Below are 23,201 nucleotides of genomic sequence, written 5' to 3'. Positions count from 1 at the left end.
GGGATTGCACGAATCAGTATTAATCCCTTAGGAGAAGGGAACGCAGCCCGGCGGCCTTGTTTTCGATCTCCTGCCACTCCTGCTCCGGATCGGAGCCGCTGACGATGCCCGCCCCCGCATAAAGACGCAGCGCAGCGTCGTGAACGCGGGCGGAGCGTAATGCCACACAGAATTCGCTTTGATCGCGCGATAAATAGCCCGCCGACCCGGCGTACCACTCCCGGTCAAACGGCTCCACTTTCGCAATAAATTCTCGCGCCGCCTGTCGCGGCAGCCCGGCCACCGCCGCCGTCGGTTGCAGAATATGCAGGCACTGCTCGTCGTCAGGCTGTTTAAGTTCGGTCCAGATACAGCGACGTAAATGCTGCACCTTGCGCAGACGCAGCACCTGCGCAGGCAGGATCTCCAGCGTCCGGGTATGGTGCTGAAGACGCTGGCAGATATCTTCCACCACCAGCATATTTTCCCGCTGATTTTTGTCGTCGTTCATCAGCCAGTCGCCCAGACGCTGAGCCTGCTTATCGTCAGAATGGCTGGCGACGGTGCCTGCCAGCGCTTCAGTGCGCAGCAGCGTGCCGCGTCGCCGCCACAGGCGTTCAGGCGTCGAGCCGAGGAAAGCGTTGCTGGCGTCAAAGACCATACAAAAATGATAGCAGTTGAGGTTTAGCGCGCGGCTGGCAGCCATCAGCGCGATGGCGTTCACGGGCTGCTGGCAATGCACGTCTGTAGCACGTGCGAGGACCACTTTCTCAAAATCGCCGCGAGCAAGGGTATCCGTCGCCTGACGAATCAACGCCAGCCATTCCGGTTTTTCCGGATGATGGGTTTCCTGCACAATCTGCACGGACAACGGGCGGATCGGCGCGGCGTCGCGCAGGTTATCGACAAAATTCAGCGCCTCACGGGCATCTTCCCGCAACGACGTTTCGCTCCACAGTTGCAGACGCAGCGTGGCGACCCCGCCAGACCGTCGCCAGAGAAGGCGCGGTAAAAACAGCTTGCCCTGCGCCGGGTTGAAGGCGTTCAGGCCGCAGATACGGGTGTCATTGGCTACGTCGTGGGTGTGCAAAAACCGCGAGGCCGAGGCCAGAGAATCAAAATGGGCGAGGCTTCCGAGCGCGGCAAGTTCTTCATCGCCGCTGCGCTGTTGCCAGTAAAACTGAGGATAGCATCGCTGCACACCGAGCCAGGCCAGCGGATCGAAGGCGTCGTTTAACGGGAAAGAGACATCGAAATGGCGTAAACCGGGTGTAGCTGGCAATGCTTGCGCAAGCTGAGTACGCAGGCTTTGCAGCGCGAGGAAAATCGAGTGCACGCGAACCTCTCCCTGTTAAAGCCTTATATTATACGGGGTACTGACGATAAATAGCAGTACCCACGTGTAGGGAGTGGTTTACCGGCTTAACGACGGGCTAACAGCAGACCCAGCACCAGCCCTACGGCCGCACCGACCCCAATGCCCTGCCACGGTTTTTCATGCACATAATCGTCGGCACGATAAACCGCCTGCTTGGCGCGGTAGTAGTAATTGTCGGATGCGTTACTGACGCGGTTTTTCACGTCATGCAGCGCCTGCTCGGCGCGGGCTTTGAGCTCAATGTACTTCTGATCGGCAGGATCGCCTGAAGAGCGCAGCACTTCTTCCAGCGTTTCGCTTAGCAGCGTCAGGTCGTCGTCGACTCGGGTATCCCAGGATTGAAATGACATATTTTTCTCCATGTTAGTACACCAGTCCGGTAACTATAGACAACGTATTGCTATTGCGCCTGTTTCGCTTCGCGTGCCATGCCGATGTGTGGGATGCCGTCTTCGTCGTAAATGTCCGTGACCGGGGTGAAACCAAAATGGCCATAGAATGATTGCAAATGCGCCTGCGCGCCCAGGTATAACGCCTTGTCCGGCCACTGTTTCTGGCATGCGTCCAGCGTTTTGTCCATCAGCTGATAGCCCAGCTTTTCACCGCGCGCGCGGCCGCTGATAATGACGCGCCCAATGACGACAGGGTCAAAATCCTCTTCGCTTTTCAGAATCCTCGCATACGCCACCAGCTCGTTATCGCGCCAGCCGAGGATGTGCCGGTTCTCGCCGATCAGGTCATCGCCGTCGATATCCTGATACGGGCAGGTTTGTTCAACCACAAAAACTTCGCAGCGCAGCTTGAGCAGGGCGTAGAGTGAATGCACGGACAGTTCGCTGTGGTGTAGATCTTGCCACTGGATCATGTGTTTCTCCTTCCTGGGGTTCATCACGTTATACTAAACCCCTTCCCATTCGGCAAAGGGCTGATTGCGTTATGGAACTGATTTTTCTGGGTACGTCCGCCGGGGTGCCAACCCGCTCACGAAACGTGACGGCGATTCTGCTGGATCTTAAGCATCCTACCCGCGGTGGGCTGTGGCTGTTTGACTGCGGTGAGGGTACGCAGCATCAGCTGCTGCATACCTCCTACCACCCGGGGAAAGTGGATAAAATATTTATCACCCATCTGCACGGCGACCATCTGTTTGGCCTGCCGGGCCTGCTGTGCAGCCGTTCGATGGCCGGTAACGCTAACCCGCTGACCATTTATGGCCCCGCGGGTATTCAGGAATTCGTTGAAACCACGCTGCGCCTGAGCGGCTCGTGGACCGATTATCCGCTGGAGGTGTTAGAGATCGGCGAGGGTCTGGTGTTCGATGACGGAGATTACCTGGTGCGCGCTTACCCGCTTAACCATCCGGTGGAATGCTACGGCTATCGCGTTGAGGAGCATGACAAGCCCGGGGCGCTGAACGCCGCCGCGTTGCAGGCCGATGGGGTGAAACCAGGCCCGCTGTTCCAGCGTCTGAAGCACGGCGAGACCGTCACGCTGGAAGACGGGCGCGTCATCAACGGTCAGGATTACCTCGCCCCGCCGCAGCCGGGCAAAAAACTGGCTATTTTTGGGGATACCGCCCCCTGCCCTTCGGCGCTCAGGCTTGCCAGGGGTGTAGATGTGATGGTGCATGAGGCGACGCTGGAAGCGGCGATGGAAGAAAAAGCCAACAGCCGGGGGCACAGCTCTACGCGTCAGGCGGCGCAGCTGGCACGTGAGGCTGGCGTCCGGAAACTGATTGTTACTCACGTCAGCTCACGCTATGACGTCCGCGGCGCTGAAAGCCTGCTGGCAGAGTGCCGGGAAGTATTTCCGGCATGCGAGCTGGCGGAAGATTTTGCTCAGGTCAGCGTTTAGTCCTTCATTTTTCCCTCAGCGTGCCGATAACGATTAAAAGGCCAGCATTTCTCTTGAGGGTAGAATGGATAATTTCCAGAAAGATATTGATGACAGGGCAAACCTGACCCTGTCCAACCGTTTTGAACTGTTGCTGTTCCGTCTTGGCACCTCTCTGAACGAAAATAAATCCGAGCTGTTCGGCATCAACGTATTCAAATTGCGCGAAATTGTGCCGATGCCGACCTTCACCAAACCGGCGGGAATGAAGTCTCCGCTGATGGGGATGGTGAACATTCGTGACCAGGTGATCCCGGTGATCGATCTGGCCGCCGTCGCCGGCTGCAAACCAGCCACCGGGCTGAACATCCTGCTGATCACCGAATATGCCCGCAGCGTGCAGGCGTTTGCCGTAGAATCGGTGGAAAACATCATGCGTCTGGACTGGAAGCAGGTGCACGCCGCGGAAACCGCCGTCAGCGGTCGCTACATCACCAGCATTGCCTGTCTGGACGAGAAGACCGATACCAACGATCTGGCGATGGTGCTGGACGTGGAGCAGATCCTGTACGACATCACCCCGGCGAACCACGATCTGCACGCCACCCATCTGGAAACCACCAAATTCAACATCAACCCTGGCTCTGTCGCGATTGTTGCAGAAGATTCAAAAGTAGCGCGCTCAATGCTGGAGAAGGGATTGCAGGCGATGGAGATCCCGGCCCAGCTGCATATCACCGGCAAAGACGCATGGGAGAAAATCACTCAGCTGGCCGCGCAGGCACAGGCCGAGGGCGTTCCCGTTACCGATAAGATTGCCCTGGTATTAACCGACCTCGAAATGCCGGAGATGGACGGATTTACGCTGACGCGCAAAATCAAAACCGACCCGGTACTGAAAGATATTCCGGTGGTGATCCACTCGTCTCTTTCCGGCAACGCGAACGAAGATCATATTCGCAAAGTGAAGGCGGACGGCTATGTGGCGAAGTTTGAGCTGAACGAGCTGTCGTCGGTGATTGAAGAGGTGCTGGACCGCTCGATGAAGAAGATTGAAGGGCCGTTGATTAGCCGCAAGCAGCTGGCTTAGTCGGGTGGCGCTACGCTTACCCGACCTACAGGACCCGTAGGCCCTGCAAGCGTAGCGCCGCTGGGCATGTTTTACTCTGTGCGGGCTGGTGCCCTCACCCCGGCCCTCTCCCACGGGGAGAGGGAGAAAACAATAAAAAACCCGCCGAGGCGGGTTTTTTGTTTTTACATCAGCGGCATCGCGCGCTGCACGATATCAATCAGCGGCTGCGGATAGATACCGAAGATCAGCACCAGCAGCGCGGAGATGAGCACCACAATGCCCCCCGCGCTGTACTGCCAGTTAGACGGCGCATCGCGGTTGAGCTGCTGAGGCGCGCTCAGGTACAGGCTCACCGCTACGCGCAGGTAGTAGTAGAGACCAATCGCGGAGCCGATAACGACACCCGCCGTCAGCCACCACAGACCCGCCTGCACACCGACGGCCAGCACGTAGAACTTACCGATAAAGCCCAGCGTCATCGGGATACCCGCCAGAGAGAGCATCATCACGGTCATTACCGCAGACAGAATCGGACGGTGCCAGAACAGACCACGGTAGGAGAACAGGGAATCCGCATCCGGGCCACGGTACGGGCTGGACATCAGGCTCACCACGCCGAACGCGCCGAGGCTGCTAAACAGGTAACCGGCCAGATAGACGCCCACAGTTTCCATCGACATCTCACCGCTTTGCAGCGCAATCAGCGCCACCAGCAGGTAACCCAGATGGGAGATAGAGGAGTAGCCCAGCAGACGCTTGATGTTGGACTGGCTCAGCGCCATCAGGTTACCGAAGATGATGGACACGAACGCGATAATGCCCAGCACCACGCGGACCGCTTCGCTGTCGCCCACCGGGGCGTACAGGAACAGACGCATGACCACACCGAAGATAGCGATTTTGCTCGCCGTCGCCAGGAAGGTCGAGACCGGTGCAGGGGCACCCTGGTATACGTCTGGCGTCCACAGGTGGAACGGAACCAGTGAAAGTTTAAAGCCAAGGCCAACAATCATCATGCCCAGACCCGCCAGCAGCAGCGGCTCATGCATCATGCCGTCGCCAAGGCTCTTACCGAGCGCCATGAAGGAGAGATTACCCGTCTGTGCGTACAGCAGCGCGATACCAAACAGCAGGAACGACGACGCGGCAGCAGACAGGATCGTGTACTTGATTGCCGCTTCCAGAGAGCGCTTCTGGCGGAAAGCGTAACCAATCAGGCCGAACAGCGGGAGTGAGATCAGCTCAATACCGAGGAACAGCGCGGCCAGGTGGTTCGCGTTCGCCAGCAGAATACCGCCCAGTGCGGCAATCAGTACCAGCAGGTAAAACTCTTCTTTGTTGTCGTTGTAACCTTCGAGCCACGGGTACGCAAAGGTACAGGTTGCCAGGCTCGCCAGCAGCACCAGACCGGTGTAGAGCATGGCGTAACCGTCAACGCGCATCAGCGGCGTGACGTCCATCGCTCCCGCCTGGCCAACAAACCAGAGGGAAACTAACGCAGCGTTCAGACCCAGAACGGACAGGGTCGCATTCAGGAAGTGATTGCGTCGCCACGCAATGGAGAGCATCACAACCACCACCGTCAATCCGACGATCAGCAGCGGTAGCAGCGCGATCAGTTGTTGTGGAGTTATTGTCATGGCGAATTACGGCCTTGTAGTAGAAGCAGAATTAACAAACCACTGCTGGATGTTACCCATCGCGGAGTGCGAGGTATCCAGAATCGGCTGCGGATAGAAGCCCAACAGCACCAGCAGTACGACCAGCAGCAGGATGATGAACAGCTCACGCAGCGACATCCCCGGCAGTTCTTGTGCAGCAATTTCACTCTTCGCTTTACCGAAGTAAGCGCGGTGCAGCATCGCCAGCGAGTACACGGAGGCAAATACCAGACCAAAGGTGGAGATGACGGTGATCGTCGGTACCACGTTGAAGCTGCCGAACAGGATCATAAACTCGCCGACGAAGTTACCGGTACCCGGCATACCCAGAGTCGCCACCGCGAAGAACATGGAGAGCGCCGGCAGCCATTTCATTTTGCCCCACAGACCGCCCATCATACGCATGTCGCGGGTATGCAGACGTTCATACAGTTGACCGCACAGGATGAAGAGACCGGCAGCGGACAGGCCGTGCGCAATCATCTGGATCACCGCCCCCTGGTACGCCAGCTGGCTGCCGGTGTAGATGGCAATCAGCACGAAGCCCATGTGGGAAACGGAGGTGTAAGCAATCAGACGTTTGATGTCGTACTGCGTGAAGGCCATCCACGCACCGTAGAAGATACCGATCACGCCAAGCCACATGGCAATCGGCGCGAACTCTGCGGAGGCGTTCGGGAACAGCGGCAGGGAGAAACGCAGCAGACCGTAGGCCGCCGTTTTCAGCAAGATACCCGCCAGGTCAACGGAACCCGCCGTTGGCGCCTGAGAGTGCGCGTCCGGCAGCCAGCCGTGCAGCGGTACGACCGGCATTTTCACCGCGAAGGCGATGAAGAAGCCGAGCATCAGCAAGTATTCCACGCCGTGGGACATCGGGGTCTTCAGCAGATCTTCATAGTTGAAGGTCCAGACGCCGGTCGCATTGTAATGCACGAATACCAGCGCCAGGATGGCAATCAGCATCACCAGACCACTCGCCTGGGTGTAGATGAAGAACTTGGTGGCCGCCGTGATACGCGTTTTACCGTCGGATGCCTTGTGGCCCCACAGCGCGATCAGGAAGTACATCGGCACCAGCATCATCTCCCAGAAGAAGAAGAACAGGAACATGTCGATGGCCAGGAACACGCCGATCACGCCGCCCAGGATCCACATCAGGTTCAGGTGGAAGAAGCCCTGATATTTTTCGATTTCTCGCCAGGAGCAGAGTACCGCCAGAACGCCGAGCAGACCGGTCAGCACCACCATCAGCAGCGACAGACCGTCAATCGCGAGGTGGATCGTAATACCGAAACGTGGGATCCACGGCAGAATGAACTCAGACTGCCACTGCGGAAGGCCCGCGGACTGGGTCAGTGAGTAGCCACCCTGCAACCAGAGTTGCAGACCAAGCGCGAGCGTCAATCCCATGGTGATCAGCGCGATCCAGCGCGGCATCTTCACGCCAAAGCGTTCGGTCTGCCAGCACAGGAAGCCGCCGATGAAGGGAATTAATATTAGCCAGGGTAGTAACATGGCGATTTTTATTCCTTGTTAAAGTCCCTCAGGGACCGATTTTCAACGAATTCGACAAAATTCACGTTTGAGTGCGGGGCCTTTTGCCCGGTGGCGCTTCGCTTACCGGGCCTACGGTCCGTAGGTCGGGTAAGCGCTAGCGCCACCCGACAATCCCCGTTAACTCAAAATCAACGCAACACCATCAGCAGCGCCAGTACGACAACCGCACCGATGCTCATGGACGCCACATACCAGCGCAGATAACCGTTCTCGCTGAACAGCAGGCCTTTACCTGCAAAGCGAGAGAGGATCGCCGGGATATTCATCAGGCTGTTCAGTGGATCGCGCTTCAGCAGCCACGCAATGCCCAGGAACGGCTTCACGAAGATCATGTCGTACAGCCAGTCGAAGCCCCATGCGTTGTACCACCAGGTGCCCAGCAGACGGCCCGGCGCGCTGTTGGCAACGGCAGTCACCAGCGTGCGTTTGCCCAGCCACAGCCATGCGGCAATCAGGATGCCCGCGATAGCCACTACGCCGGAGGTGATTTCAAGCGTCAGAACGCGACCGTGCTCAAGCTCGGTTGTCGCCGGCAGTACGCCCTGCAACGGTGGCACAATCATCGCGCCAACGAAGGTGGACAGGACCAGCAGCACAATCAGCGGCAGGTGGTGGGTAATCCCCTTCCCTGCGTGAGCGTGAATTTGTTCTTTACCGTGGAAGACGATGAAAATCATACGGAAGGTGTACAGGGAGGTCATAAACGCACCGACCAGACCCGCAACCATCAGATTGATATGACCATTCGCCATGGCGCCCGCCAGGATTTCGTCCTTACTGAAGAAGCCTGCGGTGATCAGCGGCAGTGCCGCCAGCGCCGCGCCGCCTACCAGGAAGCAGACATACACCAGCGGGATAGACTTACGCAGTCCGCCCATTTTGAAGATGTTCTGCTCGTGGTGGCAGGCCAGAATCACCGAACCGGATGAGAGGAACAGCAGCGCTTTAAAGAACGCGTGCGTCATCAGGTGGAAAATGGCCGCGTCCCACGCCTGAACGCCCAGCGCCAGGAACATGTAACCAATCTGGCTCATGGTGGAGTACGCGAGCACGCGTTTGATGTCGGTCTGCACCAGCGCGGCAAAGCCAGCCAGCACCAGCGTAACCGCACCGACGATACCCACCAGATGCAGAATTTCCGGGGTCATCAGGAACAGGCCATGGGTACGCGCAATCAGGTAGACACCGGCGGTGACCATGGTCGCGGCGTGGATCAGCGCGGAGACAGGGGTTGGACCCGCCATCGCGTCGGCCAGCCATGTCTGCAACGGCAGCTGCGCGGATTTACCCACAGCGCCACCCAGCAGCATCAGCGTTGCCCACCACAGCATGTTGTTGCCTGCTTCGAAGTGCGCCGGCGCCAGTTCCACCATTTCGCGGAAGTTCAGCGTGCCCAGTTCGTTGTAGAGAATGAACAGCGCGAAAGCGAGGAACACGTCACCCACACGGGTCACGACGAACGCTTTCATGGCCGCTGCGCCATTCTTCGGATCGGTGTAGTAGAAACCGATCAGCAGGTAAGAACACAGACCCACGCCTTCCCAGCCCAGATACATCAGCAGCAGGTTATCGGCCAGCACCAGAACCACCATGCTGGCGATAAACAGGTTGGTGTAGGCGAAGAAGCGGGAGTATCCCTCTTCACCGCGCATGTACCAGGAGGCGAACATGTGGATCAGGAAGCCGACGCCGGTAACTACGGAGAGCATGGTCAGAGACAGACCATCCAGCACCAGGTTGAAACCGATGTTGAAGTTACCGACCGACATCCAGTTCCACAGCGGTACGCTGTAGGCCTGACGTCCATTGTTAAAGAAGTCGATACCCGCATACGCTGTGACCAGCGCAGCCAGGCCGATAGAGCCAATGCCCACGGTGGCAGACAGATTCTCAGACCAGCGGCCGCGAGAAAACGCCAGCAGCACGAAGCCAATCAGCGGAAAAATAATGGTTAAGGCAAGCATGTTCATCCACGCAACTCACTTACTGAATCGATGTTCAGGTTCTGGCGGCGACGATGGAGCTGTAGCAACAGCGCCAGGCCAATACTCGCTTCAGCAGCCGCGAGGCTGATGGCGAGAATGTACATCACCTGACCATCGGTCTGGCCCCAGTAGCTGCCGGCGACCACAAAGGCCAGCGCGGAAGCGTTGATCATGATTTCCAGACCGATCAGCATAAACAGCAGATTGCGGCGGATAACCAGACCGGTTAAGCCCAGAACGAATAAAATCGCAGCGAGGATCAGTCCATGTGTTAAGGGGATCATGCGCGTTCCTCCGTTTTTCTTTTCGCGCGGTCGTCAGTGCGGTTGCTCAGCACCTCGCCGACACGCTCTTCGCGGCCAACGTGGAAGGCCACAACCAGACCCGCCAGCAGCAGCATTGAGGCCAGCTCAACCGCCAGAACGTACGGACCAAACAGGGTGATACCCACGGCTTTCGCGCTGATTGGCGTCCCGTCGATACCCTGGTCGTTGACGCCCAGAATGGCGTAAACAATCACCGCCAGCATGATGGCCGACAGAATCGCCGGGCCAATCCACACCTGTGGTTTTAACCACTGACGTTCCTGCTCAATTTCAGAGCCGCCCAGGTTGAGCATCATCACCACGAACACAAACAGCACCATGATGGCCCCGGCGTAGACGATGATTTCCAGCGCACCAGCGAAGTGCGCGCCCAGCGCAAAGAACACCCCGGAAATAGCCAGCAGCGAAATGATTAAATACAGCAGCGCATGCACCGGATTGGTGTGCGTGATCACTCGCAGCGTAGCCAGGATGGCGATAAGGCCACAGATATAAAAAGCGAATTCCATTGCCCTCTCCTTACGGTAACAGGCTCTTGACGTCGATAGGCTTAGCTTCGTTCTCTGCTTCGCCTTTATCTTTGCCGTCGATTGCCATACCCGCCATCCGGTAGAAGTTATATTCCGGGTATTTGCCCGGACCGGAAATCAGCAGATCCTCTTTCTCGTACACCAGATCCTGACGCTTGTACTCACCCAGCTCGAAGTCTGGAGTCAGCTGAATCGCCGTGGTTGGGCACGCTTCTTCACACAGACCGCAGAAAATGCAGCGTGAGAAGTTGATGCGGAAGAACTCAGGGTACCAGCGGCCGTCTACCGTCTCTGCTTTTTGCAGAGAGATACAGCCCACCGGACACGCTACCGCACACAGGTTACAGGCAACGCAACGCTCGGAACCGTCCGGGTCGCGCGTCAGCACGATACGTCCACGGTAGCGCGGCGGCAGATATACCGGCTCTTCCGGGTACATCCGGGTTTCGCGTTTGGCAAACGCATGCAGGCCGATCATCCAGATACTGCGTACCTGAGTGCCGAAACCTACCAATAATTCTTTTAAGGTCATGATCTCAAAGCCCCTTATGGCTGCTGCCAGAGAATGACAGCCGCCGTTACCAACAAGTTGACGAGCGTCAGCGGCAGGCACACTTTCCAGCCGAAGGACATTACCTGGTCATAACGCGGACGCGGTAACGCTGCGCGAATCAAAATGAACATCATCATGAAGAACGCGGTTTTCAGCGCGAACCAGATGAACGGCGGTAAGAACGGGCCATGCCAGCCACCAAAGAACAGCGTTACCATCAACGCGGAAATGGTGACAATACCGATGTACTCGCCCACGAAGAACAGACCGAACTTCATACCGGAATATTCAATGTGGTAACCGTCGGCCAGTTCCTGTTCGGCTTCTGGCTGGTCAAACGGGTGACGGTGACATACCGCCACGCCCGCGATGGCAAAGGTAATAAACCCAAAGAACTGCGGGATAACGTTCCAGATGTCGGCCTGGTTGTTGACGATGTCGGTCATGTTAAATGAGCCGGCCTGCGCCACCACGCCCATCAGAGAGAGACCCAGGAACACTTCGTAGCTCAGCGTCTGCGCGGAAGCACGCATCGCACCCAGCAGCGAGTATTTGTTGTTACTGGACCAGCCTGCGAACAGCACCGCGTAAACCGCGAGCCCTGCCATCATCAGGAAGAACAGAATGCCGATGTTCAGGTCAGCCACCACCCAGGTCGGGCTGACCGGAACGATAGCAAACGCAAGCAGCAGCGAGGTGAAGGCAATCATCGGCGCCAGCGTAAAGATCACGCGGTCCGAGAAGCGCGGAACCCAGTCCTCTTTAAAGAACATCTTGATCATGTCCGCGACCAGCTGGAGTGAACCACCCCAGCCCACGCGGTTCGGTCCGTAACGGTTCTGGAACAGACCGAGCAAACGACGTTCACCAAAGCTCATGAACGCGCCGCAGGTGACGACCACCAGCAGAATCACAACCGCTTTCAGAATGCTCAGCAGGATGTCGATAAGATCCGGTGTTAACCAACTCATGCTTTTGCCTCCTGAAGGTTATCAAGATGCGCACCCGCCAGGACCGGCGCGATGCCAGGCATACCCATCGGCAGACCCACCTGCCCTGCTGACAGGCGTTCAGAAATAATCAGCGGCAGGCTGATTGTCTGGCCGTCGTAGCTAAAGGCAATGTTCGCACCCGCGTTAACGCCAAGCTTCGCGGCATCCGCCGGGTTGAGCTTGATGTACGGCTGCGGCATACGCTGCTGGAATACCGGAGAACGCTGGGACATTTCGTCGCTACCGAACAGATGGTAGTACGGTGCAATACGCCAGTGACCTTCCTGCGCCTGGAAGCTCGCCGGAACGGTGGTGAAGAAGTCCAGATCGGTTTCGGAGGCTTCAATCAGACGCACGCCCGGATCGCCGTGGCGCAGGTGACCACCCACTTCAGCCTGGAACTTGTTCCATGCCTGCGGGGAGTTCCAGCCCGGTGCCCATGCAAACGGGATTTGCGAACGCGGCGCAGACGGCTGGTTGTTCCCTTCCATCGAGAAGGCAAACATGGTGTCTTTATCCTGCGGCTGACGCGGTTCGTGCACGCTGATGTTGGCGCGCATCGCGGTACGACCGCTGTAGCGGTGCGGCTCACGCGCCAGTTTCTGGCCGCGAATGCGGAAGCTTGCGTCAGGCGCGGCGTCTTTAATGCCCGCCAGCTGAGGCAGTTTCTCAACAACCGCGTCAATAACGTGGTCGAGCTGCGTCCAGTCCACTTCACGGCTCTGCACGGTGCTGTGCAGAGAGTGCAGCCAGCGCCAGCTTTCCAGCATCACGGTGTTGCTGTCGTAGTAGGCCGGGTCATAAACCTGGAAGAAACGCTGGGCGCGGCCTTCGTTGTTGATCACCGTCCCGTCGCTTTCTGCGAAGCTTGCCGCAGAGAGCACCAGGTGCGCTTTGTCCATGATCGCGGTGCGCTGATGGTCGATAACCATCACCAGCGGCGCTCTGGAGAGCGCGGCGTCAACGCGAGCGGCAGAAGCATGGCGATGCAGGTCGTTTTCCAGCACCACAACGGCGTCAGCGGCACCGGATTCCAGTTCGCTTAACGCGTCTTCCAGCGAGCCGCCGCCAATCATACCCAGACCGATGCTGTTCACCGCACGGGCAATCATAGTCACACCGACGTCAGCGCCGCGGCCCTTCAGGGCTTTGGCAACGTTCGCTGCGGCCTGAATGATTTCAGCGCTACCGGCGTTGGTACCGGAAATAATCAGAGGTTTCTTCGCCCCCGCCAGTGCCTGAACAATCACGTCGACCTTGTTTTGCAGGTCGCGATCCAGTTCAACGGCCGGCGAGTTGCTGTCCAGCGCGTGGGCAATGGCAAAGCCGAGACGCGCCTGATCTTCAACCGGTGCGCAGTAGGTCCACGCCGCGATGTCGTCCAGACGGGTATTATCAACGTTGGTCACAAACAGAGGATGCTTCGCGCGCTGACCGATGTTCAGGATTGCCGCAATCTGCCAGTCGGCCACTTTCTGCGCCGCTGCCATTTCACGTGCTTTCCCCTTCACCGCCTGACGAACCGCCAGAGCCGCGCGTGCGCCGGTCTGCGTCAGGTCTTCACCCAGCACCAGAACCGCATCATAAGATTCAATTTCGCGCAGCGCAGGGGTGTGGACACCGCCTTCACGCAGCACTTTCAGTACCAGCTGCAGACGTTCCTGCTCGCCCTGAGCGATACCGGTATAGAAGTTTTCCGCCCCAACCAGCTCGCGCAGCGCGAAGTTGCTTTCGATGCTGGCGCGCGGGGAGCCGATGCCGATCACTTTCTTCGACTGACGCAGAATATCCGCCGCGCCCTGCATCGCCTGCTCAGCGTTCAGGGTAATGACGTCATCGCCACGGCGCTGAACCGGCTGACGCGGACGGTCTTTCAGGTTCACATAGCCATAGCCGAAACGACCGCGGTCGCAGAGGAAGTAGTGGTTAACTGTACCGTTGTAACGGTTTTCGATACGACGCAGTTCGCCGTAACGTTCACCCGGGCTGGTGTTACAGCCAAGGGAGCACTGCTGGCAGATGCTTGGCGCAAACTGCATGTCCCATTTACGGTTGTAACGTTCAGAGTGGGTTTTATCCGTGAATACGCCGGTCGGACAGATTTCTACCAGGTTACCGGAGAATTCGCTTTCCAGCGTACCGTCTTCCGGACGACCGAAGTAGACGTTGTCATGCGCGCCATATACGCCCAGATCCTGTCCGTCTGCATAATCTTTGTAATAACGCACGCAGCGGTAGCAGGCGATGCAGCGGTTCATTTCGTGAGAGATGAACGGCCCCAGATCCTGGTTACGGTGGGTACGCTTGGTAAAGCGATAGCGACGGAAGCTGTGACCGGTCATGACGGTCATATCCTGAAGGTGGCAGTTACCGCCCTCCTCACACACCGGACAGTCGTGCGGGTGGTTGGTCATCAACCACTCCACCACGCTTTCACGGAACTGTTTGGCTTCTTCGTCATCAATCGAAATAAAGGTGCCTTCGGCGGCTGGCGTCATACAGGACATCACCAGGCGACCACGCGTGTCTTCCGCGTTTTGATATTGCTTCACCGCACACTGGCGGCAAGCACCGACGCTGCCCAGCGCCGGATGCCAGCAAAAGTACGGAATATCGAGGCCAAGAGACAGACAAGCTTCCAGCAGGTTGTCCGCCCCGTTGACTTCGTATTCTTTGCCGTCTACATGAATCGTAGCCATTAGCATGCTTCCAGTTGGCTCGGCCGAAACCGAGCGTTAATCAAAATTCTGTTTTTACCAGCGCGCTTTCAGCAGGTTCGGCTGAATACCATTGATCGAATGGGTATTGCTGAACGGCTGCTTGATGCCTGCTTCGAATTCGTCGCGGAAATATTTAATCGCGCTTTGCAGCGGCTCGACGGCGCCCGGTGCGTGGGCACAGAAGGTTTTACCCGGCCCTAAGAATCGACACAGTTGCTCAAGTGTCTCGATATCGCCAGGCTGGCCTTCGCCACGTTCGATAGCACGCAGGATCTTCACGCTCCACGGCAGACCATCACGGCACGGTGTACACCAGCCGCAGGACTCGCGGGCGAAGAACTCTTCCAGGTTACGCACCAGGGATACCATGCCGATCTCATGGTCGACGGCCATCGCCAGCGCCGTACCCAGACGGCTGCCTGCTTTACCAATGCTTTCGAACTCCATTGGCAGGTCAAGGTGGGCTTCGGTCAGGAAGTCCGTCCCTGCCCCACCCGGCTGCCAGGCTTTGAATTTCAGGCCATCGCGCATGCCGCCGGCGTAGTCTTCAAGAATTTCGCGTGCGGTGGTGCCGAACGGCAGCTCCCAGACGCCAGGGTTCTTCACGCGACCGGAGAAGCCCATCAGCTTGGTACCGGCATCTTTGCTTGAGGAGATGCCCTGATACCACTCCACGCCGTTCGCGAGGATCGCCGGGACGTTGCACAGGGTTTCGACGTTGTTGACGCAGGTCGGTTTACCCCACACGCCGGAGCTTGCCGGGAACGGTGGCTTGGAGCGCGGGTTCGCGCGGCGGCCTTCCAGGGAGTTAATCAGCGCGGTTTCTTCACCGCAGATATAACGCCCGGCACCGGTGTGCACGAACAGCTCGAAGTCAAACCCGGTGCCCAGGATGTTTTTACCCAGCAGACCGGCTTCAGTGGCTTCGGCAATCGCGCGACGCAGGTTTTCAGCCGCTTCGATGTATTCACCGCGCAGGAAGATATAGCCACGGTACGCTTTCAGCGCGAACGCGGAGATCAGCATGCCTTCCACCAGCAGGTGCGGCAGCTGTTCCATCAGCAGGCGGTCTTTATAGGTACCCGGCTCCATTTCATCGGCGTTACACAGCAGGTAACGGATGTTCATGGATTCATCTTTCGGCATCAGGCTCCACTTCAGACCGGTGGAGAAGCCCGCGCCGCCGCGGCCTTTCAGGCCAGACTCTTTCACCGCGTTAACGATGTCGTCCGGCGCCATGCCGCCAAGGGCTTTACGCGCGCCGGCATAGCCGTTTTTGCTCTGATATTCGTCGAGCCAGACCGGCTGTTTGTCATCACGCAGACGCCAGGTCAGCGGATGCGTCTCAGCAGTACGAATTACAGTTTTCATTTGTACTGCTCCAGCAGGTCAGGAATCGCTTCCGGCGTCAGATGACTGTGAGTGTCCTCATCAATCATCATGGTCGGCCCCTTGTCGCAGTTACCCAGGCAGCAGGTTGGCAGCAGAGTAAAGCGTCCGTCGAAGGTGGTCTGGCCCGGCTTGATATTGAGTTTCTTCTCAATCGCAGCCTGAATGCCCTGATAACCGGTGATGTGGCAGACCACGCTGTCACAGTAGCGGATCACATGGCGGCCTACCGGCTGACGGAAGATCTGGCTGTAGAACGTGGCTACGCCTTCTACGTCACTTGCCGGAATGCCCAGCACTTTTGCGATCTCGTAGATCGCCCCATCCGGCACCCAACCACGCTGTTTCTGTACGATTTTCAGCGCTTCAATGGACGCCGCACGCGGGTCTTCGTAGTGGTGCATCTCGTGCTCAATGGCGGCACGCTCTGCTTCACTCAGCTCAAAAGCCTCGGTTTGTGGTTGTTGATTCTCGTGCATAATTAGCGGTCCACATCTGACATAACAAAATCGATACTACCCAGATACACAATCAGGTCGGAGACCAGACTGCCGCGAATGGCGGCCGGGATCTGCTGCAAGTGCGCGAAGCTTGGCGTACGCACGCGGGTGCGGTAGCTCATGGTGCTGCCGTCGCTGGTGAGGTAGTAGCTGTTGATACCCTTGGTCGCTTCAATCATCTGGAAGGATTCCTGTGCCGGCATGACCGGGCCCCAGGAAACTTGCAGGAAGTGGGTGATCAGGGTTTCGATATGTTGCAGCGTGCGCTCTTTCGGTGGCGGCGTCGTCAGCGGGTGATCCGCCTTGAACGGGCCTTCCGGCATGTTATTGAGGCACTGCTCAAGGATGCGCAGGCTCTGGCGCAGCTCTTCCACTTTCAGCATCACGCGGGTGTAGCAGTCGGATACGCCGCCGCCAACCGGGACTTCAAAGTCGAAGTTCTCGTAACCAGAGTAAGGACGGGCTTTACGCACGTCGAAATCAATACCCGTCGCACGCAGACCTGCACCTGTGGTTCCCCACTCCAGCGCTTCTTTCGCGCCGTAGGCAGCAACGCCCTGGGAACGGCCTTTCAGGATGGAGTTACGCAGCGCGGCTTTCTCGTAAGACGCCAGACGTTTTGGCATCCAGTCGAGGAATTCACGCAGCAGACGGTCCCAGCCGCGCGGCAGATCGTGCGCCACACCGCCGATGCGGAACCAGGCCGGGTGCATACGGAAACCGGTAATCGCTTCCACCAGATCGTAGATTTTCTGACGGTCGGTAAAGGCGAAGAAGACCGGCGTCATCGCGCCGACGTCCTGAATGAACGTGGAGATGTACAGCAGGTGGCTGTTAATACGGAACAGTTCAGACAGCATCACGCGAATCACGTTAACGCGATCCGGGACGGTGATGCCTGCCAGCTTCTCAACGGCCAGCACGTATGGCATTTCGTTCACGCAGCCGCCGAGGTATTCGATACGGTCGGTGTACGGAATGTAGCTGTGCCAGGACTGACGCTCGCCCATCTTCTCGGCACCACGGTGGTGGTAGCCGATGTCAGGGACGCAGTCGACAATTTCTTCACCGTCAAGCTGAAGGATAATACGGAATGCACCGTGCGCAGAGGGGTGGTTTGGACCGAGGTTGAGGAACATGAAGTCCTCGTTTTCGGTGCCGCGCTTCATGCCCCAGTCTTCCGGCTTGAAGGTCAGCGCTTCCATCTCCAGATCCTGCTTGGCTTTGGTCAGCTCAAACGGGTCAAATTCGGTGGCGCGTGCCGGGTAGTCTTTACGCAGCGGGTGGCCGGTCCAGGTCTGCGGCATCATGATGCGCGTCAGATGCGGGTGACCGTCGAAGGTCATGCCGAACATTTCCCAGGTTTCACGCTCGTACCAGTTGGCGTTCGGGAAAAGTTTGGTGATCGTCGGCAGATGCATGTCGTTTTCAGACAATGCCACCTTGAGCATGATATCCGCGTTGCGGTCTATTGAGATCAGGTGGTAGAAAACGGAAAAATCCGCAGCAGGGAGACCCTGGCGGTGCGTTCTCAGACGTTCGTCCATGCCGTGTAAGTCAAACAGCATGACGTAAGGTTTTGGCAATTTCTTGAGGAAATCGACAACTTCCAGTAATTGCTCACGCTTCACCCAAACAACGGGTACCCCGGTGCGGGTGGCCTGAACAGTAAAGGCATCCGGCCCAAAACGGTTGCGCAGTTCGCCAATGACGGGGTCATCGAGATGATCCCGGGTCTGCCAGACGGCTTCTTGCGCGGTTAAGTCGGTCATATTGTTCACCATTGCAAATGGTCCGTGGTGACTGTTAAGCCTGGCTTCGCGCTATTTGAGTAGTGATATGCGAAGGTGTTCTCCAGGCCCACAGGCGCAAATTAAATTTCGTCAGGCGTACGCAGGTTGGTGACGGCAATACGTTCACCACGTTTACGCTCGCGCTCAGACTGCATGTTCGCGCGATAGACACCCTGATCGCCAACAACCCATGAAAGCGGGCGGCGTTCTTTACCAATTGACTCCTGGAGCAGCATCAGCGCCTGCATATAGGCCTCTGGACGCGGCGGGCAGCCCGGGATGTACACATCCACCGGAATGAACTTATCAACGCCCTGCACAACGGAATAAATGTCGTACATACCGCCGGAGTTTGCACATGCGCCCATGGAGATAACCCATTTTGGCTCCAGCATCTGGTCATAAAGACGCTGAATAACTGGTGCCATCTTGGTAAAGCAGGTCCCGGCCACCACCATCAGGTCAGCCTGACGTGGAGAAGCACGCAGTACCTCGGCCCCAAAACGCGCAACGTCATGCACCGCAGTGAATGACGTCACCATTTCAACGTAGCAGCAAGAAAGGCCAAAGTTGTATGGCCAGATGGAGTTCTTACGACCCCAGTTGACCATGTCGTGCATGGCATGTTCGAGCTTGCCCATGTACACGCTTTTGTTGACTTCTTGCTCCAGGGGGTCGGTTACGATCTCCTGTTTTTGCAGGGGGTAACGGTCATTCTCACCGTTAGGATCTATGCGGGTGAGCGTATAATCCATCTTATTGCCTCGCTGTTACTGCTGACGATTAGAGATACTGTTTTCCGGGTTGATGTGTTCACGGCGTGAACGCACAGGTGTCCAGTCCAGCGCGCCAATACGCACCAGATAAACCAGACCGGCCAGTAACACTAAAATGAAAATTGCGGCCTCGACAAAGCCCACCCAACCACTTTCGCGAATGGAGGTAGACCACGCGAAGAGGTAAAGCGCTTCCACGTCAAAAATGACGAAGAACATGGCTACCAGGTAGAACTTGGCAGACAGGCGTAAGCGAGCGGTACCTACTGAATCAATACCTGATTCGAAAGGTGTGTTTTTGTGCCTTGCGCGGGCGCGACCGCCCAGGAACCAGCCGCCGACTAACATCAGGCAGCACAGGCCAATGGCTACAATAAGAAAGATTGCGAATGCCCAGTGATGAGCGATGACTTCTGTGGATGTTGACATACTCATTGCTTACTCATCAAAAGTGATACCGACGACACTGCTCTTGCTGGCAGATGGGCATCACATCGATTCATGGGGAGGAACAAAATAACCTTACACTAACTGTCAGAAATGAGACATAGACAGCAAAATGATGGGGTTTTTTACTCCTTTCTATAACCTTTTGTCAACTTTAACAAAGGTTTCTTCACATTAAATTACAACATGCGATTCTCATTAACATTTGGTGCCCTTTAACCCTGGTGGGTACATGACTTTCCGTCAAATGCATCTTGTTGAATCGTGTCCGTTTTGGAAGTAAAAAAAATAACCCTCCTATTTTGACAGGATTTGCCAACGATTCCTCCCCCCAAATGGGAGTATTTTCTTGATCTGAGACACGCTTTTGTTAATTCAATCAAAAAAACAGCAACATATTTCCTGTTTTTTTAACATCGGCGGGGTATGAGGTAAGTTAGAACAGGTATTGTTTACATCTTAACCAAAAACATTTTCTGCATTGATAAATAAGCGGTATTTGCTTTATCCCTGCTCCGTTCACGGTTATGAATAGCAAAAAAAACCACTCGCAGGAAAAAATCATGCGAGTGGCTCTTTTTTGCACTTACATTTTGTTACGAGAATTTTGAGGGAATGATCACTCAAAATCCCCTTCCACGATCAGGGAGTCGTCCCCTCCTTCGGGAGTAACAGGCGCGTACTGCCATGGATTGTGGTAGTTTTCCATTGCCTCGAACACCACTTTTGCCAGCTCGTTGTTGCTGGCGGCGTTATGGCACAGCAGGTACTCCGTATCCGGCAACGACGGGAGTCCCTCGGATTGACCCAGCACACGCAGATCGGGGCTCATCATCTCCACCGGACGGGCCGTTACGCCAAGCCCGGCCTTCACCGCCGCTCGCACTGCGGGCAAGGTTGACGCCACGTACGCCAGGCGCCATGGAATACCGGCTTCGTTGAGCGCAGCCAGCACCATATCGCGGAACGGACTCGGATCGTCCAGCAGGACCAGGGGTATCGGCTCACCTTTCTGCAATACATACTCCGCGGCACAGTACCAGTGCGTTGGAGAAGTACGCAGCGTCAGGCTGTCAAACTGGCCAGGTCGATGCGTGGTGACCACCAGGTCAACCTCGTTTTCTTTCAGCATCTCAACCATGAAAGCATTGCGTTTAACGCTAACGTCCAGGGCAAGCTTCGGATAAACCGAGCTAATTCGGTTGAGAAGGAAGGGTAAAATGGTATCTGCTGATTCATCTGACGCCCCTAATGTTAACACTCCCTGAAGGTTGCTAAACATTAATGACATACAGGCTTCATCATTAAAGCGCAGTATCTTTCTGGCATAACCCAGAAGCTGAATACCATGTTCTGTTAAAAGCTTATTACGTCCATGACGCGCAAAAAGCTCTTTACCAACCAGTTGTTCCAGCCGCTGCATTTGCTGACTCACGGCGGACTGGGTACGGCAAACGGCGGCAGCAGCTGCTGCAAAAGTGTTGAGATCGGCGACCGCAACAAACGTTCTCAGCAGATCGAGGTCGAGATTCATTATCGGACGATTTGCATTTATCATATCTTTTCACTTTCAGGTTGCTCGTGCGGAGCTGCCCGGGTTGAAGCTGTGTGTAACAGTTAAGCAATTCCTTCTGAAGAGTTTCCCTCGCATCCCGGCCCGGCAGACTGCCTGACAGATAGTTATTGTACTGCGGTATATCACCAGTCAGAAATCACGTTTCATGACGTTATTTTTATTCTCCTGCGTCCAGGATATTTCGTTGTTTGCAGGTCGATGTTAATACCATAAAGAGTAAGACATGTTTTCTGCCATCTATATCGCAGCGTTGGCAACGTAGCAAGATGTGACTTACCCAATCAGCCAGAGATAATTTTAACAATAACAATCGATTAATACAGGAAAGCAGTATCCGATATACGTAACAGGCCTATCGCTATGCTGCATTCCCGAAACACATCTTAACCCAAATCCACTATATTTATAAGTCTTATTGCAATATTAAGGATTTACCGCCAATGATAAGCAACTACACTCTTTTTATTAAAATTAACGAAAGTTGCATTTTCGTCGTTAATAATAAATAAAGTTTAATTTAGATTCAGGCCATTCATTAATAACCCTTAACATTAATTTCACATGAGTAACTTTTAACCTGGCTTTGCTAATATGGCAATCGGTATCTCAGCATTCAGGTTTTACGAATGGTCACTCAGGGGGACTAATGCATCAGCCCGAATCGTCTTTTTATTTATTCCAGAATAATATTCATCCTTATATGAAATTTTTAGCATAAACCACCCAGCACCCCTCTTTATCACGATAAATTCAGGCACAAAATCACTCCGTCGTTAGAGTAAGCGATCACCGCGGCATTGCCCGGTTGGACGAAATCTTCTTCTGTGCGCCCTTCAAAACGAAGCGCGGTGGGAGTACATTGTTCCGTGCTCACTTCCACGGCAGGAAGTTGCAATAATAGCGAAAAGGTTAAAGGTTCATGTCCCCTATCGAAAAATCCAGCAAGCTCGACAACGTCTGTTACGACATCCGTGGCCCGGTACTCAAAGAGGCAAAACGCCTTGAAGAGGAAGGCAATAAGGTTCTGAAACTCAACATCGGCAACCCCGCGCCATTTGGTTTTGAAGCGCCGGATGAGATCCTGGTGGATGTGATCCGTAACCTGCCCACTGCACAAGGCTACTGCGATTCAAAAGGGCTTTATTCCGCGCGTAAAGCCATCATGCAGCACTATCAGGCTCGCGGTATGCGCGACGTCACCGTTGAAGATATCTACATTGGCAACGGTGTCTCGGAGCTGATCGTTCAGGCGATGCAGGCGCTCCTGAACAGCGGCGATGAAATGCTGGTTCCTGCCCCGGATTATCCGCTGTGGACGGCTGCGGTGTCCCTGTCCAGCGGTAAAGCGGTGCACTACCTGTGCGACGAATCCTCTGACTGGTTCCCGGATCTGGATGATATTCGCGCCAAAATTACCCCGCGCACCCGGGGTATCGTGATCATTAACCCGAATAACCCGACGGGTGCGGTCTATTCAAAAGAGCTGCTGATGGAGATCGTCGAGATCGCCCGCCAGCACAACCTGATCATCTTTGCCGACGAGATTTACGACAAGATCCTGTACGACGCGGCGCAGCACCACTCTATCGCCGCGCTGGCGCCCGATCTGCTGACGGTCACCTTTAACGGACTGTCTAAAACTTACCGCGTTGCCGGTTTCCGTCAGGGCTGGATGGTACTGAACGGTCCGAAAAAACATGCGAAAGGCTACATTGAAGGGCTGGAGATGCTGGCATCCATGCGTCTGTGCGCCAACGTACCGGCGCAACATGCGATCCAGACAGCACTCGGCGGCTATCAGAGCATCAGCGAGTTTATCGTTCCAGGCGGCCGCCTGTATGAACAGCGCAACCGCGCATGGGAATTGATTAATGATATTCCGGGCGTCTCCTGCGTGAAGCCTAACGGCGCGCTGTACATGTTCCCGAAAATCGACGCGAAGCGCTTCAATATTCACGACGACCAGAAAATGGTGCTCGACTTCCTGTTGCAGGAAAAAGTGCTGCTGGTTCAGGGGACGGCGTTTAACTGGCCGTGGCCGGATCACGTGCGTATCGTCACCCTGCCGCGCGAAGACGATCTCGAGATGGCCATCAGCCGCTTCGGGCGCTTCCTCTCCGGGTACCATCAGTAA

At 56.1% G+C, this 23,201-nt stretch carries 20 protein-coding genes; 3 read left to right on the top strand and 17 right to left on the bottom strand.

All coding sequences use genetic code 11. The features are described from left to right. Positions 1-19: 19 nt before the first annotated feature. The 3 genes from menF to O1722_RS07320 all read right to left on the bottom strand — a co-directional run bounded on the left by menF (position 20) and on the right by O1722_RS07320 (position 2,222). Positions 20-1,315, bottom strand: coding sequence for an isochorismate synthase MenF (menF, locus tag O1722_RS07330; RefSeq protein ID WP_017693007.1), 1,296 nt, complete (start codon positions 1,313-1,315; stop codon positions 20-22). Between the two features lie 86 nt (positions 1,316-1,401). Continuing rightward, positions 1,402-1,707: a stress response protein ElaB gene (elaB, locus tag O1722_RS07325; protein ID WP_017693006.1), complete on the bottom strand. Its 306-nt coding sequence runs from the start codon at positions 1,705-1,707 to the stop codon at positions 1,402-1,404. Positions 1,708-1,757: 50 nt separating this feature from the next. After that, positions 1,758-2,222, bottom strand: a complete 465-nt coding sequence (locus O1722_RS07320; RefSeq protein WP_033487376.1) for a GNAT family N-acetyltransferase — start codon at positions 2,220-2,222, stop codon at positions 1,758-1,760. Between the two features lie 71 nt (positions 2,223-2,293). On the opposite strand from O1722_RS07320, the gene rbn reads away from it, so the two are divergent. Both rbn and O1722_RS07310 read left to right on the top strand, forming a co-directional pair. Next, a complete protein-coding gene (gene rbn / locus O1722_RS07315) occupies positions 2,294-3,211 on the top strand; it encodes a ribonuclease BN (RefSeq protein WP_015572275.1) in 918 nt (305 codons plus the stop codon). 64 nt (positions 3,212-3,275) lie between these two features. After that, positions 3,276-4,280 carry a chemotaxis protein gene (locus O1722_RS07310; RefSeq protein ID WP_033487377.1) on the top strand — a complete coding sequence of 335 codons (1,005 nt, stop codon included), beginning with the start codon at positions 3,276-3,278 and terminating at the stop codon, positions 4,278-4,280. A gap of 164 nt (positions 4,281-4,444) precedes the next feature. On the opposite strand, the gene nuoN is transcribed toward O1722_RS07310, so the two are convergent. The 14 genes from nuoN to lrhA form a co-directional block, all read right to left on the bottom strand. Then, positions 4,445-5,902: an NADH-quinone oxidoreductase subunit NuoN gene (nuoN, locus tag O1722_RS07305; protein WP_033487378.1), complete on the bottom strand. Its 1,458-nt coding sequence runs from the start codon at positions 5,900-5,902 to the stop codon at positions 4,445-4,447. Positions 5,903-5,908: 6 nt separating this feature from the next. Further along, positions 5,909-7,438 carry an NADH-quinone oxidoreductase subunit M gene (gene nuoM / locus O1722_RS07300; protein WP_003861498.1) on the bottom strand — a complete coding sequence of 510 codons (1,530 nt, stop codon included), beginning with the start codon at positions 7,436-7,438 and terminating at the stop codon, positions 5,909-5,911. Between the two features lie 170 nt (positions 7,439-7,608). After that, entirely contained in the window at positions 7,609-9,450 is a 1,842-nt protein-coding gene (nuoL, locus tag O1722_RS07295) for an NADH-quinone oxidoreductase subunit L (RefSeq protein WP_003861497.1), read from the bottom strand. Further along, positions 9,447-9,749: an NADH-quinone oxidoreductase subunit NuoK gene (gene nuoK, locus O1722_RS07290; RefSeq protein ID WP_003861496.1), complete on the bottom strand. Its 303-nt coding sequence runs from the start codon at positions 9,747-9,749 to the stop codon at positions 9,447-9,449. Before nuoK ends, nuoL begins: the two co-directional genes overlap by 4 nt. Next, positions 9,746-10,300, bottom strand: coding sequence for an NADH-quinone oxidoreductase subunit J (gene nuoJ, locus O1722_RS07285; RefSeq protein ID WP_003861493.1), 555 nt, complete (start codon positions 10,298-10,300; stop codon positions 9,746-9,748). The genes nuoK and nuoJ overlap by 4 nt, the downstream gene beginning before the upstream one ends. A 10-nt stretch (positions 10,301-10,310) precedes the next feature. Next, the gene (nuoI, locus tag O1722_RS07280) at positions 10,311-10,853 is read right to left on the bottom strand and encodes an NADH-quinone oxidoreductase subunit NuoI (RefSeq protein ID WP_003861491.1); all 543 of its coding nucleotides are present in this window, start codon (positions 10,851-10,853) and stop codon (positions 10,311-10,313) included. Positions 10,854-10,867: 14 nt separating this feature from the next. Beyond that, entirely contained in the window at positions 10,868-11,845 is a 978-nt protein-coding gene (nuoH, locus tag O1722_RS07275) for an NADH-quinone oxidoreductase subunit NuoH (RefSeq protein WP_003861490.1), read from the bottom strand. Then, positions 11,842-14,565: an NADH-quinone oxidoreductase subunit NuoG gene (nuoG, locus tag O1722_RS07270; protein ID WP_033487379.1), complete on the bottom strand. Its 2,724-nt coding sequence runs from the start codon at positions 14,563-14,565 to the stop codon at positions 11,842-11,844. Before nuoG ends, nuoH begins: the two co-directional genes overlap by 4 nt. Positions 14,566-14,619: 54 nt before the next feature. After that, positions 14,620-15,957, bottom strand: a complete 1,338-nt coding sequence (gene nuoF, locus O1722_RS07265; protein ID WP_003861487.1) for an NADH-quinone oxidoreductase subunit NuoF — start codon at positions 15,955-15,957, stop codon at positions 14,620-14,622. Further along, positions 15,954-16,454, bottom strand: coding sequence for an NADH-quinone oxidoreductase subunit NuoE (nuoE, locus tag O1722_RS07260; protein ID WP_006176513.1), 501 nt, complete (start codon positions 16,452-16,454; stop codon positions 15,954-15,956). Before nuoE ends, nuoF begins: the two co-directional genes overlap by 4 nt. Before the next feature lie 2 nt (positions 16,455-16,456). After that, the gene (gene nuoC / locus O1722_RS07255; protein WP_072203324.1) at positions 16,457-18,259 is read right to left on the bottom strand and encodes an NADH-quinone oxidoreductase subunit C/D; all 1,803 of its coding nucleotides are present in this window, start codon (positions 18,257-18,259) and stop codon (positions 16,457-16,459) included. An 89-nt stretch (positions 18,260-18,348) separates the two neighbouring features. Next, complete coding sequence (gene nuoB / locus O1722_RS07250) at positions 18,349-19,023, bottom strand: NADH-quinone oxidoreductase subunit NuoB (protein WP_003861482.1); 675 nt, start codon at positions 19,021-19,023, stop codon at positions 18,349-18,351. A 15-nt stretch (positions 19,024-19,038) separates the two neighbouring features. Further along, complete coding sequence (gene nuoA, locus O1722_RS07245; RefSeq protein WP_003861475.1) at positions 19,039-19,479, bottom strand: NADH-quinone oxidoreductase subunit NuoA; 441 nt, start codon at positions 19,477-19,479, stop codon at positions 19,039-19,041. Positions 19,480-20,110: 631 nt separating this feature from the next. Then, positions 20,111-21,049 (bottom strand): transcriptional regulator LrhA, encoded by a 939-nt coding sequence (gene lrhA, locus O1722_RS07240; protein ID WP_017693002.1) that lies wholly within the window; start codon positions 21,047-21,049, stop codon positions 20,111-20,113. A gap of 937 nt (positions 21,050-21,986) precedes the next feature. Between lrhA and alaA the strand changes: the two genes are divergently transcribed. Further along, positions 21,987-23,201 carry an alanine transaminase AlaA gene (gene alaA, locus O1722_RS07235; RefSeq protein WP_003861471.1) on the top strand — a complete coding sequence of 405 codons (1,215 nt, stop codon included), beginning with the start codon at positions 21,987-21,989 and terminating at the stop codon, positions 23,199-23,201.

The organism is Enterobacter cloacae complex sp. HYC003_NIDB (assembly GCF_056673375.1).
Note: the sequence above shows the minus strand (reverse complement) of the source record. Positions and strands in the feature narration are given on the sequence as shown.

Coding starts and splice junctions, on each gene's coding strand:
- nuoF (WP_003861487.1), bottom strand. CDS start 15,957: ATGAAAACTGTAATTCGTACTGCTGAGACGCATCCGCTGACCTGGCGT.
- nuoL (WP_003861497.1), bottom strand. CDS start 9,450: ATGAACATGCTTGCCTTAACCATTATTTTTCCGCTGATTGGCTTCGTG.
- nuoB (WP_003861482.1), bottom strand. CDS start 19,023: ATGGATTATACGCTCACCCGCATAGATCCTAACGGTGAGAATGACCGT.
- O1722_RS07320 (WP_033487376.1), bottom strand. CDS start 2,222: ATGATCCAGTGGCAAGATCTACACCACAGCGAACTGTCCGTGCATTCA.
- lrhA (WP_017693002.1), bottom strand. CDS start 21,049: ATGATAAATGCAAATCGTCCGATAATGAATCTCGACCTCGATCTGCTG.
- rbn (WP_015572275.1), top strand. CDS start 2,294: ATGGAACTGATTTTTCTGGGTACGTCCGCCGGGGTGCCAACCCGCTCA.
- nuoI (WP_003861491.1), bottom strand. CDS start 10,853: ATGACCTTAAAAGAATTATTGGTAGGTTTCGGCACTCAGGTACGCAGT.
- nuoA (WP_003861475.1), bottom strand. CDS start 19,479: ATGAGTATGTCAACATCCACAGAAGTCATCGCTCATCACTGGGCATTC.
- nuoK (WP_003861496.1), bottom strand. CDS start 9,749: ATGATCCCCTTAACACATGGACTGATCCTCGCTGCGATTTTATTCGTT.
- nuoN (WP_033487378.1), bottom strand. CDS start 5,902: ATGACAATAACTCCACAACAACTGATCGCGCTGCTACCGCTGCTGATC.
- O1722_RS07310 (WP_033487377.1), top strand. CDS start 3,276: ATGGATAATTTCCAGAAAGATATTGATGACAGGGCAAACCTGACCCTG.
- nuoE (WP_006176513.1), bottom strand. CDS start 16,454: ATGCACGAGAATCAACAACCACAAACCGAGGCTTTTGAGCTGAGTGAA.
- alaA (WP_003861471.1), top strand. CDS start 21,987: ATGTCCCCTATCGAAAAATCCAGCAAGCTCGACAACGTCTGTTACGAC.
- elaB (WP_017693006.1), bottom strand. CDS start 1,707: ATGTCATTTCAATCCTGGGATACCCGAGTCGACGACGACCTGACGCTG.
- nuoJ (WP_003861493.1), bottom strand. CDS start 10,300: ATGGAATTCGCTTTTTATATCTGTGGCCTTATCGCCATCCTGGCTACG.
- nuoM (WP_003861498.1), bottom strand. CDS start 7,438: ATGTTACTACCCTGGCTAATATTAATTCCCTTCATCGGCGGCTTCCTG.
- nuoH (WP_003861490.1), bottom strand. CDS start 11,845: ATGAGTTGGTTAACACCGGATCTTATCGACATCCTGCTGAGCATTCTG.
- nuoC (WP_072203324.1), bottom strand. CDS start 18,259: ATGGTGAACAATATGACCGACTTAACCGCGCAAGAAGCCGTCTGGCAG.
- nuoG (WP_033487379.1), bottom strand. CDS start 14,565: ATGGCTACGATTCATGTAGACGGCAAAGAATACGAAGTCAACGGGGCG.